This window comes from Kitasatospora sp. NPDC056446 (assembly GCF_042796115.1).
Taxonomy (GTDB): Bacteria; Actinomycetota; Actinomycetes; order Streptomycetales; family Streptomycetaceae; genus Kitasatospora.
Window position 1 is genome coordinate 86,799 of the sequence record NZ_JBHTRF010000026.1, and the last position, 12,712, is coordinate 99,510.

Consider the following 12,712-nt stretch of genomic DNA (forward strand, 5'->3'; position numbering starts at 1 on the left):
GCCGGAGCCGGCGAGGCAGCCGCAGGCGTGCGTGGAGCCCCTGCCGCCGGTCGGTCACGGGCCGCCTCCCGGCACCGGGCGGAGCGCGGGCCCGGCCGACGCACCCGGGCCCAGCAGGCCGCCCACCAGGGAGCCCGCGCCGTCGTGGTCGCTGCCCGCCGAGCCGCTGCCGTTCTGCAGATTGGCCGTCCGGTCGATCTCCAGCCAGGAGTCGGCGTTCGAGTTGTCCACGACCGTGATCAGCCCGCCGCCCGCCGAGGCAGGAGCGGCAGCGCCCGCGAGCAGCGCGCACGCCCCGGCGATCCCCAGCGCGGTGGTGCGCAATGCGCTGGTGGGCCGCAGCCCGGAGGCCGCCGACGGCGGGGCCGGCCCGCGCTGCCCGGCCCTCACGCCGTCACCGCCGTCAGCCCGCGCGAGCGGGAGATGTTGCGCTCCAGCAGCTCGGTGGACTCCCGGACGCCGACCTGCCGGCTCTCCCCGGCCGACGCGGGCAGCCGGCCGTCGGCGACCTTCAGCCCGGCGAGCGCCTCGTCCATCGCCCGGTGCGCGGCGAACAGGCAGGGCGTGCTGTAGATGGCCACGTCCACCCCCAGGTCCGTCAGCTCGGAGAGCGACAGCCGGGGGGACTTGCCGCCCGCGATCTGGTTGAACAGCAGCGGCTTGTCGCCGACCACCGCGCGGATCCGGCGGATCCACTCCTCGCTGCGCACGCCGTCGACCAGGACCACGTCGGCGTCCGTGGCGGCGAGCGCCCGGGCGCGGCGCAGGATGTCCTCCTCCTCGGTGGCGTCCGTGCGGGCGACCACCACGAGGTCCGTCCGGTTGGCGAGGACGAGCTCGAGCTTCTCCAGGTACTCCTCCAGCGGGAGGACCTGCTTGCCGTCCGCGTGGCCGCAGCGGCGCGGCCGCTTCTGGTCCTCGAGGATCACGCCCGAGGCACCGATGCGTTCGAGGCTGCGCACGACGTGGCAGGCGACTTCGGGATCGACGTAGCCGTCGTCGATGTCGACCAGGAGGTGGTGCCGGGGGAACGCCCCGCGCAGCCGCTCGACGAAGCCGACCATGTCGGGCCAGGCGATGAAGCCGATGTCGGGCAGGCCGTAGTAGGAGGCCGCGAAGCCGAAGCCGGAGACGAACATGCCGTCGTAGTGCTCGGCCGCGATGGAGGCCGAGTACATGTCGTAGACGCCGATCAGGGGCGTGGTGCCGGGGCCCGCGATCTCCGCGCGGAGCCGCCCGCCGGGGGCGTCGGTCGTCGTGATTCCGTGGAACAAGGACTTCTCCTCACCTGGGATGGCTTTGCCTAGACTTGGTGTTGCCTAGACCAAACTGAGGTGCCATCACTATGCGCCCTTTAATGTTCCATGGGCAAATCTTTAAAAGGAATTCCCTCTTTAGAGTGAGGTGTCATCGAAAATATGAGAGGCGTAAAACATGTTCATAATTCCAAATGCGCATCACGATCGCGTCCGGACACGCGTCGGCCGCTCCCGCCGAGGAGTGGCGGAAGCGGCCGGGGTGACTGCGGTGCCTGCGGTGCCTGCGGTGACTGTGGCGATTGGGGCGGCGGCCGTACGGGTGGACCCGTCGCGGCTCAGGCGCTCGCGACCGGCGGGACGGCGCGCCGCTCGCGCAGCGTCCTGAGCATCCGGCGGGTCGCCTTGGTGGCGACCGGCGGCAGCAGCTCCAGGGCCAGTCGGCGGGACGCGGAGCGCTGGACCGGGCCCTTGACCCGGTAGTTGAGGCGCAGCACGCGCGTCCCCGCGATGGTGTCCTCGTCCATGGTGTGGCCGTCGGCCTGCCAGTCGCGGTCCAGCAGGACCCGCCGGGCGGCCGCGGCGTCGCCCCAGGTGCCGTAGAACTTCATCGGGGTGAGCAGGACCGGTCGCAGGCCGCCGGTGAAGACCGCCTCCCACACCGCGGCGGAGACGCCCGGGGTGTGCTCGGAGCGGTAGTCGTCCAGGGCGACCAGGCCGTTCTCGCCGAGCGCGGCCCGCGCGACGGCGATGTCCCCGGCGACGTGCTCGTACAGGTGGGAGGCGTCGATGTGGACGAACCGGCAGCTGCCCGCCGGGATCCGGCCGTCGGCCAGGGCCGAGGTCGGCGCCTGCACGATGTCCGGCAGCTCGCGGTGGAAGGCCAGGTAGTTGGCCTCGAAGGCGCTGCGGGTGAGGGTCTTCCGGTAGGACATGGCCATCTCGGCGGCGTTGTCCTCGTCGCCCGCGTCGGAGTCGAAGAGGTCGCAGACCGTCAGCCGCTCGCCCGGGCGCAGGTGGTCGCCGAGCAGGACCGCGCTGCGGCCCAGGTAGCTGCCGAGTTCCAGGATGTCGCCGGTGGTGCCGGCGGTGCTCTGGGAGGACAGCAGGTGCCCGAAGGCGGCCCGGTCGAGGCTGAAGAACCAGCCGGGGATGTCGTCGCGCTTCAGCGGCGCGGGACGGGCGGCGGCGCTCTCGGCAGTGGGCACGGCGGCCTCCAGGGGGACGGCGGGGCGCGGTGGCGGATCACGCCGCGGAGGGGGGACGCCGAGGACGTGAGGCGGATCATCATAGCGACGCCGGGGCCTGCTGGGACCCGGTCTGGAAGGACCTGATTCCGCTTTTTCGTGCCTACGTTCGAGGTATATGGGCCGTTCGGGTCATTTGGGCTGGTCCGACCGTTCGGTCCCCTCGTTCCAGTCGTTCGGCTCGGCCCACTCCGACCGCTCCAGCTCCGCGATGGTCTCGGTCAGCCAGGCCCGTTCGGCGGCGGAGGAGGCCCGGGCGACGAGCAGCATTCCGCGCCGGAAGGGGTTCGGCTCACGCTCGGCGGTGACCGGCAGGCCGTCGCCGTCGTGGAAGAAGCTGCTCGGCGCGGTCAGGAAGGCCAGCCGGCGCCGGAGGACGGCGGCCTGCCGGGCCGGGTCGGCGAGGTGGTGCAGGAACGCGGCGAGCGTGAAGAAGCGGATCTGGTCGGTGATCTCGGCCTGTTCCGGGTCGGCCAGCCGGCGCAGCAGTTCGGCCCGTCCGGCCTCGGTCGGTTCGAGGGTCTGGCGCGGTGCGGCGCCGGTGCCCGGTTCGGTGCGGCGGGACAGCAGGCCGGCCTTCTCCAGGCGGGCGATGGCGGGGTAGAGGGCGCCGTCGCTGACCGGGCGGACGTGGCCGGTCAGGGCGGTGATCCGGGACTTGAGGTCGTAGCCGTGCAGCGGCCGGTCGTACAGGAAGCCGAGGATCGCGAGGGTCAGCACGGTCGAAGCCCTTCCGTCGGAGTGCGCCCGGTGGAGCCGTCATGTTACCTCTTGCCGATATACCTCGAAGCGATGTATCTCTATTCGAGGTTGCCGTCCAGGCCCCGGTCCAGGCCCCGGTCCACGCGCCCCGGGTTCACGACCCGGGTTCACGACCCGGTCCGGGTCTCCCGGTCGGGCTGTCCGGGGAACGGCCGAAGGCGGCCGGAACAGGGGAGGAATCATGCGCGGGCATCTGCCCCGACTCACGGCTCTGGCCGTACCCGTCTACGCGGAACTGCTGTCCGGGGTGGTCGCCTCGGTGATCGGCACCCTCTGGGTGGCCGGCCTCGGCGGTGCGGCGGTCGCCGCCGTCACCCTGGCCGGAACCGTCGAGAACCTGCTGCTCGGGCTCGTCCTGGTGGTCGCCTCCGGCACCAGCGTCCGGCTCTCCCACGCCCTCGGCGCCGGGGACCGGGACGAGGCCGCCCGGACCGGCCGTGCCGCCTGGCGGCTCTGCGCCGTCGGCAGCCTCGCGCTCGCCGTCCCCGGCTTCCTGCTGCGCGACCGGCTGGCAGGCGTCTTCCTGGACGGCGAGGCCGCCGCCCGCGCCGCCGAGTACTTCGCGGTCGCCTTCCCGGCCTTCGCACTCTTCTTCGGCCAGCGCGTCGCCGACGAACTGTTCAAGGGCGCGGGCGACACCCGCACCCCGATGCGGATCGCGCTGCTCTCCAACGCCCTGCTGCTCCTCCTCGATCCACTGCTCATCCTCGGCGCCGGGCCGCTGCCCGCCCTCGGCGTGCCGGGAGCGGCGCTCGCCCTGACGCTCTCCCGGGCGGTCGCCTTCGCCGTCACGCTGCGGCTGCGCGGAGGACAGCGGCGACAGCGGGGAGGGCGGGTATGGCGGGGACAGCGGGGAGGGCGGCCGGGAACCGGGGGAGTGGGTGCGGCGGCGCTGCGGATCGTGCGCGCGGGGGCGCCGTTCGGCTTGGACTTCACCGCCCGGATGGCCGCCGGCGCGGCCCAGCTCGGCCTGGTGGCGGGCTTCGGCGTCGCGGCCGTGGCGGGCTACGGGGTCGGCTACCGGGTGCTGCTCGTCGCCACCATGGCCTTCTACGCGCTGCGCCAGGCCGCCGCGATCGAGGCCGCCCGCCTCACCGGGGCGGGCGCGGTCGACGCGCTGCGCACCCTGCGGCGCGACACCGGACGGCTCGCCGCGCTCCTCGGCGCCGGGGCGGCGCTGCTCTCCGCGACCCTCGCCGCACCGCTGGCCACGCTCTTCACCGACGACCGGGCGGTGGCGGCGCAGTCCGTCGGCTTCCTGCGGATGTCGGCGCTCCAGCTCCTCCCGTACGCGCTGGTGGTGGCCCTCGGCGGCGTCCACCAGGCGGTGGGCGCGGGCCGCCCGCTGGTGCTCGCCGTCCTGGCCGGCCTCGGCGTCCAACTCGCCACCTCGGCGGTCCTGTCGGGTCCGCTGGGAGTGTCGGGCGTATGGCTCGGCCCGGCGGTGGGCGCGGTGCTCCAGCTCGTACTGACGGTGCTGCTCACGCGGCGCCGGACGGTACCGGCCCGGCAGTCGGAGCCGCGGAACCGGACGCAGCCGCACCCGGCGGTGCACGTCTCACCGGCGGACGGCTCACCGGTGCCCGGTGGGCCGCGGCGGGGTCGGCCGGTCGAGTGATGCGCGGCGCCGGAGGAGCCCCCAACCCGCCTCTGCGGCAAGGCCGGTGAGCTGGAGCCCGGAACGGAGCCGGGGTGCGGGCTGTGACAGAGTGGTGGGCATGGCACTCACCCTGGGCGGGCGGCCCGTTCCGCCCCCGCACGCTGACGAACGCACCACGCTGGAAGCCTGGTTGGATTTCCAGCGGGCCACGCTCGCCGGGAAGGTCGCCGGGCTCGACGACCACCAGGTGCGGCTGGCCGCCGTGCCGCCGTCGACGATGACCCTGCTGGGACTGGTCCAGCACCTCGCCGAGGTCGAACGCACCTGGTTCCAGAGGGTGTTCGCCGGTCGCGAGGAGCCGCCGGTGTACGGCACCGACAACCCCGACGGGTACGGGCTGGACCCGGGCCGGGGGATCGACCGGGCGCTCGCGGACTGGCAGGCGGAGGTCGGGCACGGCCGTGAACTGACCGTCGGGGCGTCCCTGGACGCGGCGGGGCCGCTCCCGGAGCGGGCCGCGGCGCTGCTCGGCTTGGAGACCGTCTCGCTGCGCTGGATCCTGGTCCACCTGATCGAGGAGTACGCCCGCCACAACGGCCACGCCGACCTGATCCGCGAGTGCATCGACGGCGTCACCGGGGTGTGACCGGCTCCCGCCGCCGGCCGCTGTGCCGGTCCGGGAGCCGGAGGGCCGGCAGTGTTCCCGCCGCCGCGACGGCGGCCATCGCGAGCGCGGTGGGCGCCAGGGCCGCGCCCGGTTCGGCCCGGCCGGCGGTCGTGGTGGCCAGGGCGATGCCCAGGGCCGGGCCGACGTTGAGCGCGGTCTGCTGGAGGCCGCTCGCGATGCCCGCCTCGGCGGCGGGCGCGCCCCGGACCACCAGCGCGGTGGCCGTGGCCATCACCGGGCCGAAACCGGCGCCGAGCAGAAGGAAGCAGGCGCCGATCGCGACGCCCCCCGAACCGGGGCCCAGCCGGGCGGTGAGCAACGCGCCCGAGGTGAGCAGGGCCATCCCCAGGAGGACGGTGGTCCGCTCGCCGTGACGCCGCGCCAGCCGGGCCGAGGCGGCCGCCGTGAGGATCATCGCCACCGCGAGCGGCGCCGCCCGCACGGCGCTCTGCCACGGGTCGAGCCGCAGCACGTCCTGAAGGTAGTACGTGGCCGGGAAGAGCACGCCCTGGAGTGCGGCCGAGGCCGCGAGCAGGACGCCGAGCGGCAGGGCGACCGTCGGTGAGCGGAGCAGGGCGGGCGGCAGCAGCGGACGGTCGGTGCGCCGTTCGTGCCGGGCCAGCGCGAGGGCGAGCAGCGCGGCCACCGCGAGGCCGAAGGCCGGTCCGGCCGGTCCGTCCGCGTCCGGTACGGCCACCAGGGTCTGGACCAGGCAGGCCAGGGCGAGCCCGAGCAGCGCCGCGCCGGGCAGGTCGAGCCCGGCGCGGAGCTGTTCGGGCCCGGGCCGCACCGCAGGCTCGGCGGGCGGGGCCGGCACGGCGAGCGCCGCGAGCAGCGCGGCCGCGGCGGGCAGGAGGCCGAGCAGGAAGACCGACCGCCAGCCGAAGTGCGCGGTGAGCGCCCCGCCGACCAGCGGCCCGGCCGCCGCGGCGAGTCCGATCGCGGCGGTGCGGACCGCGATCGCGCCGGCCAGCCGCTCGGCGGGCCAGGTGGCCCGCAGCATGCCGAGGGTGGCCGGTTGCAGCAGGGCGCCCGCCACGCCCTGGACCGCGCGCAGCGCGATGACCCAGCCGATGTCCGGTGCGAGGGCGATCCCGGCGGAGCTCGCCGCGAAGCCCGCCACGCCGAGGGCGAAGATCTGCCGGTGCCCGTACCGGTCGCCGAGGCGCCCGGCGAAGACCAGTAGGGCGGCCACGGTGACCAGGTACCCGGTGCCCGCCCACTGGACGGCGGCGACCGACGCGTGCAGGTCGTGCTGGAGGACCGGCCGGGCGACGGTCAGCACGGTGCCGTCGAGGGCGACCAGGGCGGCGCCGGTGATGCTCGCGACGAGGGCGAGCCGCCGGTGGACCCGTGGGGTCACCGGGCGGCCGGGCCGAGGTGGGCGTCGAGGACGGCGTGCAGCAGCGGTTCGACGTCCTCGCCGCCGGTGATGAGCCGCAGGCTGCCCCAGGTGCGTAGTTGGGCAAGGCCGTGCAGGTTGGACCAGAGGGCGGCGGTGGCGGTGGCCGGGTCGTCGGACCGCGGGTGCGCTTCGGCGACCAGGCCGACGAAGGTGAGGAACAGCGGCACGGAGGTGCGGCGCAGCTCCGCTCCGCTGCCCTCCAGCAGGTCGTGACGGAACATCAGCTCGAACATGCCGGGGTTGGCGGCGGCGAAGCCGAGGTAGCCACGGGCGAGTGCGCCGAGCCGGCCGCGGGCGTCGGCGCCGGTGGTGGCGGCGAGGGCGTCGGCACCGGCCAGGGTGTCGGTCAGCCGGCCGAAGCCCTGCTGTGCGATGGCGGCCAGCAGCTCGCGGTGGGTGGGGAAGTAGCGGCGGGGCGCTCCGTGGGACACCCCGGCGTGGCGGGCGATCTCGCGCAGTCCGAGCGCCTGGACGCCCCCGGTGGCCACCAGTTCGACGCCCGCGGCCACCAGTCGGGCCCGGAGGTCCCTGTCCTGATCAGTCATGGGCACTGTCTACCAGCAGGGCGTAGACAGTGTCTACTCGCCTTCGTGCGGACGCCCGGGGCAGAATCGGCGGCATGGACGAAGGCGGCGAGTCGGCCTGTTGGCTGGACCGGGTGTGCCCGGAGTGCGGGCGGCTGCGCGAACGGCCCGGGCCGCAACCGTGCGGGAACTGCGGCGCCGGCGAGGACACGGCACCCGCAGGCGGGTCGCCCGAAGCCGTGGAGCCCGGGGGCACGACGCCCGCGGACCCGCAGACCGGCCCGCACCACCGCTGAACCCGCGCCCGGGCTGAACCCGCGCCCGGGTTGAACCCGCGCGAACGCCGGACCACCGGCCCGGCCGCGAGGCCGGACCGGAGCCGGTCGGCTACTGCTGCGGAGGCTGGTCCCGGAACTGGTTCTTCAGCTGCTCCTGCGCGGAGTCCACCTGGCCGCTGTACTTGCCCTGGGTGCGCTCGTCGACGGCGTCCCCCGCCTTGTCGACGGCCTTGTCGGCCTGGTCCTCGTGGCCCTTCAACAGGCCTTTGAGCTTATCCAACATGGACATGTGGTCACACTCCCGGATGAGACGGCCCTACCCCTCCAATATCACCGCGCATCGCCCGACGCGCATCCCACAGGTGCGCGGCGGGGCTTGGCAAGGCGATTCCGGTCATGTCAAATCGTGAGTTCACGTCCCGTCGGAAGGAGTCGCCCTGATGCTGCGCACCCGTCGCTCGACCTCCCCGCTCGACCGTTCCACCGCGACCAACCGCTCTGCCCGGTCCGGCAGTTCCAGCCCGTTACGGCGCCCGCGTGCCGTCGCCGCCCGGCGCGGCGCCGGCGCCGCGCTGACCGTCGCCGCCCTGGTCACCCCGCTGCTGCTGGCCGGTGCCGGGAGCGCGGCGGCCGACCCGGACCCGGCGCGCAAGGGCGCCAAGCTGGCCGCCCGGCTGGTCGAGGCCAGTGACGCCGAGACCGCCCACGACACCCTGGCCGCGCTGCAGCGGATCGCCGACCGCAACGGCGGTACCCGGGTGGCCGGTTCGAAGGGGCACGACCAGTCCGCGCAGTACGTCTACGAGCAGGCGCGGCGGGCCGGGCTCAAGGTGTCCAAGCAGGAGTTCGAGTACACCTTCTTCGAGGCCCGTACCCAGCGGCTCGACGTGGTGTCCCCGAAGGCCGGGTCGGTGCCGGTGACCGCCATGACGTACTCGGTGAGCGGCCCGGACGGTGGCGTGACCGCCGAGCTGGCGGTCGCCCCGGTCGGCGCCACCACCGGCTGCGCGCCCACCGACTACCCGGCGGGCGGATTCACCGGGAAGGTCGCGCTGATCCGGCGCGGCGGGTGCAGTTTCGCCCAGAAGCAGGCCGCCGCGGCGGCCGCGGGCGCGGCCGGGGCGCTGATCTACAACAACACCGAAGGTGAGCTCAGCGGGACCCTCGGGGAGCCGACGGCCGGGAAGGTCCCGACCGGCGGGATCACCCAGGCCGCCGGGGAGGCGCTGGCCGCCCAGGCCGCCGCCGGGCCCGTCCGGGTGACCCTCGACCTGCGCACCTTCATGGAGCCGCGCAAGACCTGGAACGTCATCGCCGAGACCCGGGGCGGTGACCCGGCGAACACCGTGATGGTCGGCGCCCACCTCGACTCCGTCCCGGCCGGGCCCGGCATCAACGACAACGGCTCCGGCTCGGCGGGCATCCTGGAGGTCGCGAAGAACCTCAACGTCCACCCGGTGAAGAACAAGGTCAGATTCGCCTGGTGGTCCGCCGAGGAGTTCGGCCTCAAGGGCTCCGAGGCGTACGTGAAGTCGCTCTCCGAGGCGGACCGGAAGAAGGTCCGGCTCTACCTCAACTTCGACATGATCGCCTCCCCCAACTACGCACAGTTCGTCTACAACGGCTCCGGCAGCGCCGGCGGCGGCTCGGGCCCCGAGGGCTCGGCGCAGATCGAACGGGACATCACCGGCTACCTGGACGGCCTCGGCCTGCCGCACGACCCGACCGCCTTCGACGGCCGGTCCGACTACGGTCCGTTCATCGACGCGGGCATCCCGGCCGGCGGCACCGACACCGGCGCCGAGAAGATCAAGTCCCCGGAGCAGGCGGACCGTTACGGCGGCACGGCGGGCGCGGCCTACGACTCCTGCTACCACAAGGCCTGTGACAACCTGGGCAACATCGACATGGAGGCCTTCGACGTCAACATCGACGTGATCGCCCACGCCGTCGGTACCTACGCCTGGGACCTCTCCTCGCTCCAGCGGCCGGTACCGGCCCAGGGCCCGGCCGGGAAGTCGGCGGCGGCCGGGAGCGGCCCGGGTATCAGCGGCGACCACGCCCACGGGGTGACGGCCTGACGCCCGGGTGGGCCCGCCGCCGTCCGCACGCGGCGGGCCCACCCGCCCGACGTACCCGCCGAACCCGACGTGCGCTCCGAGTACGCCGCACGCGATCGCGCCATCCGCTCCCTCCCCTCCGCCAAGCCGTCGTCACCCCCGGTGGGTGCCGGCGCGGCCACCGTAACGGAGCCCACTGACAATCCGGCCCCGGGCCTGTACGGTGCCGCGCGGAGCGCACCCGCCGAGACCCGATGGGTGCGCCGAGCCCGGTCCTGCCACCATGGGACCGAGATCACGACACCGTGACACCCTCGGAGGAGTCAGCAACATGAGCACGCACTACGACGTCGTCGTCCTCGGCGCGGGCCCCGGCGGCTACACCGCCGCCGTCCGTTCGGCCCAGCTGGGCCTGAAGGTCGCGGTCATCGAGGCCAAGTACTGGGGCGGCGTCTGCCTCAACGTCGGCTGCATCCCCTCCAAGGCCCTGCTGCGCAACGCCGAGCTCGCCCACATCTTCACCAAGGAGGCCAAGACCTTCGGCATCAAGGTCGAGGGCACGGTGACCTTCGACTTCGGCGAGGCCTTCCGCCGCAGCCGGTCGGTGGCCGACGGCCGGGTCAAGGGCGTCCACTACCTGATGAAGAAGAACGGCATCACCGAGTACGACGGCTGGGGCACCTTCGTCGACGACCGCACCATCCAGGTCGCGCTGAGCGGTGGCGGCTTCGACGTGGTCACCTTCGACCACTGCGTGATCGCCGCGGGCGCCAGTACCCGTCTGCTGCCCGGCACCAGCCTGAGCGACCGGGTGGTGACCTACGAGGAGCAGATCCTCACCGAGGAGCTGCCGGAGAGCATCATCATCGCGGGCGCCGGCGCGATCGGCGTCGAGTTCGCGTACGTGCTGCACAACTTCGGCGTGAAGGTCACCATCGTCGAGTTCCTGGACCGCGTGGTGCCGCTGGAGGACGTCGAGGTCTCCACCGAACTCGCCAAGCAGTACCGCAAGCTGGGCATCGAGGTGCTGACCTCCACCCGGGTCGAGTCGATCGACGACAGCGACCCGAGCGCCAAGGTCCGGGTGACCGTCACCAAGGACGGCGAGCAGAAGGTGCTGGAGGCCGACAAGGTGCTCCAGGCGATCGGCTTCGCGCCGCGCGTCAACGGCTACGGCCTGGAGAACACCGGGGTCAAGCTGACCGACCGCAACGCCATCGCAGTGGACGGCCGCGGCCGTACCAGCGTCGACCACATCTTCGCCATCGGCGACGTGACCGCCAAGCTGATGCTCGCGCACGCCGCCGAGACGATGGCCGTGATCGCCGCCGAGACCATCGGCGGGGCCGAGACCATGGAGGTCGACTTCGCCATGATCCCGCGCGCCACCTACTGCCAGCCGCAGATCGCCTCCTTCGGCTACACCGAGGCGCAGGCCCGCGAGCTGGGGTACGACGTCAAGGTCGCCAAGTTCCCGTTCACCGCCAACGGCAAGGCGCACGGCCTCGGCCACCCGATCGGCTTCGTCAAGGTCATCAGCGACGGCAAGCACGGCGAGCTGCTCGGCGCGCACCTGATCGGCCCGGAGGTCACCGAGCTGCTGCCGGAGCTGACGCTGGCCCAGCAGTGGGACCTGACCGTCCACGAGGTCGCCCGCAACGTGCACGCCCACCCGACCCTGGGCGAGGCGGTCAAGGAGGCCATCCACGGCCTCGCCGGTCACATGATCAACATGTGACGCACCGCTCCCGCCACCCGTCCGTGCCCCGCCGAGCAGCCGCTCCGCGGGGCACGGCCGTCTCCCCGGCGGCCGGAGCTTCCGGAGGTGCCGCGCGTGGCGCGGGCGCTCAGGCCCGCCCCGCGATCAGGCCGAGGCCGCCGTCGAAGCGCCGGTAGAGCACCCGGCCGCGTCCGTTGACCGGGTGGGCGAAGAACAGGAACGGCAGTTCCGCGCCCGCCAGCCGGTCGACGGCCTGGGCCTCGGTCAGCCGCGGCGCGCCGTGCGGGCTGAGGGTGATCGGCGAGGTCCTGCGGCCGGGCGGGCGGGCGGGGAGGGTACGGGCGAGGCGGTAGCCGGTCGGTCCGACCCGGTAGACGACGGCGTCGGTCTCGGTCGCCGGATCGGTGAAGAGGTGGATGTCGTAGTCCATCGCGTCCATGGTCCGGGCGGCGGCCTCCGGCGAGCACCACACCAGGGCCGGCTCCTTGCGCCGGACGACCCTGAGCGCGCGGCCGGCCGGGGCAGCCGCGCCGGTCGCGCCGGTCGTGGAGCCGGCGGCGGCGGCGTCGGCCGGACCGGCGGGCGCCGACGCGCGGTGGGCGGGCCACGGGCGCGGCGCCCAGGCGCCGGTGACGGCCCGGATCCTGGCGCGCAGCGCCTCGGCCGCCCGGTCCAGGGAGTCGCCCGGCCGGGCCGCGGCCTCCTGGACGCGGATCCGCCGGCCGTCCACCTCCGCGTTCACCTGCGCCAGCACGCCCCCGGCCACCGCCGCGAGCCTGACCCGCAGGGCCTCCACCAGCGTGCCCACCCCCGGGGCGACCGCCGCCGCGGCCACCCGGGCCCGGGCCTCGGCCAGGGCCTCGCCCGGCAGTCCCTCGAACAGCCCATCGAACGCCCCCACCGCGACCAACTCGCCCATCACCAGGCCCTTCCACTCCCGTCCGGCGGGTACCGGCGCGTACCGGCGACCAGAATCCCCACCGCCCGGCCGTCCGGGCCAGGGCCCAAGGACCCCACCCCGGGGGCCGGGCGGACCAGTGCCGCTCCGGGAGAAGGGAAGCGGGGGAAGCCGGGGAAGCCGGGGGAGGCGGGAGGCCGCCCCCGAGGAGTGGGGAGTCGGCCCGGCCGACATACCACACCGGGGGAGACACCGCGGCAGAGCGCGGTCCGGCGGCGCCGGCCGCCCACCACCA

The 12,712-nt window shown here is 74.2% G+C and carries 12 protein-coding genes; 4 read left to right on the top strand and 8 right to left on the bottom strand.

From position 1 onward, the window contains the following. Positions 1–54: 54 nt before the first annotated feature. The 4 genes from ACFQ6N_RS18510 to ACFQ6N_RS18525 all read right to left on the bottom strand — a co-directional run bounded on the left by ACFQ6N_RS18510 (position 55) and on the right by ACFQ6N_RS18525 (position 3,223). Positions 55–390, bottom strand: a complete 336-nt coding sequence (locus ACFQ6N_RS18510; protein ID WP_380650162.1) for a hypothetical protein — start codon at positions 388–390, stop codon at positions 55–57. Then, entirely contained in the window at positions 387–1,274 is an 888-nt protein-coding gene (locus ACFQ6N_RS18515; RefSeq protein ID WP_380650163.1) for an oxaloacetate decarboxylase, read from the bottom strand. Before ACFQ6N_RS18515 ends, ACFQ6N_RS18510 begins: the two co-directional genes overlap by 4 nt. Positions 1,275–1,594: 320 nt before the next feature. Next, positions 1,595–2,464, bottom strand: coding sequence for a class I SAM-dependent methyltransferase (locus ACFQ6N_RS18520; protein ID WP_380650164.1), 870 nt, complete (start codon positions 2,462–2,464; stop codon positions 1,595–1,597). A gap of 171 nt (positions 2,465–2,635) precedes the next feature. Continuing rightward, entirely contained in the window at positions 2,636–3,223 is a 588-nt protein-coding gene (locus ACFQ6N_RS18525; RefSeq protein WP_380650165.1) for a PadR family transcriptional regulator, read from the bottom strand. A gap of 223 nt (positions 3,224–3,446) precedes the next feature. Here ACFQ6N_RS18525 and ACFQ6N_RS18530 point away from each other — a divergent pair, with 223 nt between their 5' ends. Further along, on the top strand, positions 3,447–4,883 hold the full coding sequence (locus tag ACFQ6N_RS18530) for an MATE family efflux transporter (RefSeq protein WP_380650166.1): 1,437 nt from the start codon (positions 3,447–3,449) through the stop codon (positions 4,881–4,883). A 100-nt stretch (positions 4,884–4,983) separates the two neighbouring features. Continuing rightward, entirely contained in the window at positions 4,984–5,511 is a 528-nt protein-coding gene (locus ACFQ6N_RS18535; RefSeq protein ID WP_380650167.1) for a DinB family protein, read from the top strand. Here the strand turns inward: ACFQ6N_RS18535 and ACFQ6N_RS18540 are convergent. The 3 genes from ACFQ6N_RS18540 to ACFQ6N_RS18550 form a co-directional block, all read right to left on the bottom strand. Continuing rightward, positions 5,498–6,895, bottom strand: a complete 1,398-nt coding sequence (locus tag ACFQ6N_RS18540; RefSeq protein WP_380650168.1) for an MFS transporter — start codon at positions 6,893–6,895, stop codon at positions 5,498–5,500. The two genes, ACFQ6N_RS18535 and ACFQ6N_RS18540, sit on opposite strands and share 14 nt — an antisense overlap. After that, on the bottom strand, positions 6,892–7,482 hold the full coding sequence (locus ACFQ6N_RS18545) for a TetR/AcrR family transcriptional regulator (RefSeq protein WP_380650169.1): 591 nt from the start codon (positions 7,480–7,482) through the stop codon (positions 6,892–6,894). Before ACFQ6N_RS18545 ends, ACFQ6N_RS18540 begins: the two co-directional genes overlap by 4 nt. Before the next feature lie 366 nt (positions 7,483–7,848). Next, the gene (locus tag ACFQ6N_RS18550) at positions 7,849–8,028 is read right to left on the bottom strand and encodes an antitoxin (RefSeq protein ID WP_380650170.1); all 180 of its coding nucleotides are present in this window, start codon (positions 8,026–8,028) and stop codon (positions 7,849–7,851) included. Positions 8,029–8,179: 151 nt separating this feature from the next. Between ACFQ6N_RS18550 and ACFQ6N_RS18555 the strand changes: the two genes are divergently transcribed. Next, entirely contained in the window at positions 8,180–9,820 is a 1,641-nt protein-coding gene (locus ACFQ6N_RS18555) for a M28 family metallopeptidase (protein ID WP_380650171.1), read from the top strand. 310 nt (positions 9,821–10,130) lie between these two features. After that, positions 10,131–11,537: a dihydrolipoyl dehydrogenase gene (lpdA, locus tag ACFQ6N_RS18560; protein ID WP_380650172.1), complete on the top strand. Its 1,407-nt coding sequence runs from the start codon at positions 10,131–10,133 to the stop codon at positions 11,535–11,537. Positions 11,538–11,646: 109 nt separating this feature from the next. Here the strand turns inward: lpdA and ACFQ6N_RS18565 are convergent, their stop codons facing one another. Beyond that, the gene (locus ACFQ6N_RS18565) at positions 11,647–12,438 is read right to left on the bottom strand and encodes a sigma 54 modulation/S30EA ribosomal C-terminal domain-containing protein (RefSeq protein ID WP_380650173.1); all 792 of its coding nucleotides are present in this window, start codon (positions 12,436–12,438) and stop codon (positions 11,647–11,649) included. Between the last annotated feature and the right edge of the window lie 274 nt (positions 12,439–12,712).

Coding starts and splice junctions, on each gene's coding strand:
- ACFQ6N_RS18530 (WP_380650166.1), top strand. CDS start 3,447: ATGCGCGGGCATCTGCCCCGACTCACGGCTCTGGCCGTACCCGTCTAC.
- ACFQ6N_RS18535 (WP_380650167.1), top strand. CDS start 4,984: ATGGCACTCACCCTGGGCGGGCGGCCCGTTCCGCCCCCGCACGCTGAC.
- ACFQ6N_RS18545 (WP_380650169.1), bottom strand. CDS start 7,482: ATGACTGATCAGGACAGGGACCTCCGGGCCCGACTGGTGGCCGCGGGC.
- ACFQ6N_RS18550 (WP_380650170.1), bottom strand. CDS start 8,028: ATGTCCATGTTGGATAAGCTCAAAGGCCTGTTGAAGGGCCACGAGGAC.
- ACFQ6N_RS18555 (WP_380650171.1), top strand. CDS start 8,180: ATGCTGCGCACCCGTCGCTCGACCTCCCCGCTCGACCGTTCCACCGCG.
- lpdA (WP_380650172.1), top strand. CDS start 10,131: ATGAGCACGCACTACGACGTCGTCGTCCTCGGCGCGGGCCCCGGCGGC.
- ACFQ6N_RS18565 (WP_380650173.1), bottom strand. CDS start 12,438: ATGGGCGAGTTGGTCGCGGTGGGGGCGTTCGATGGGCTGTTCGAGGGA.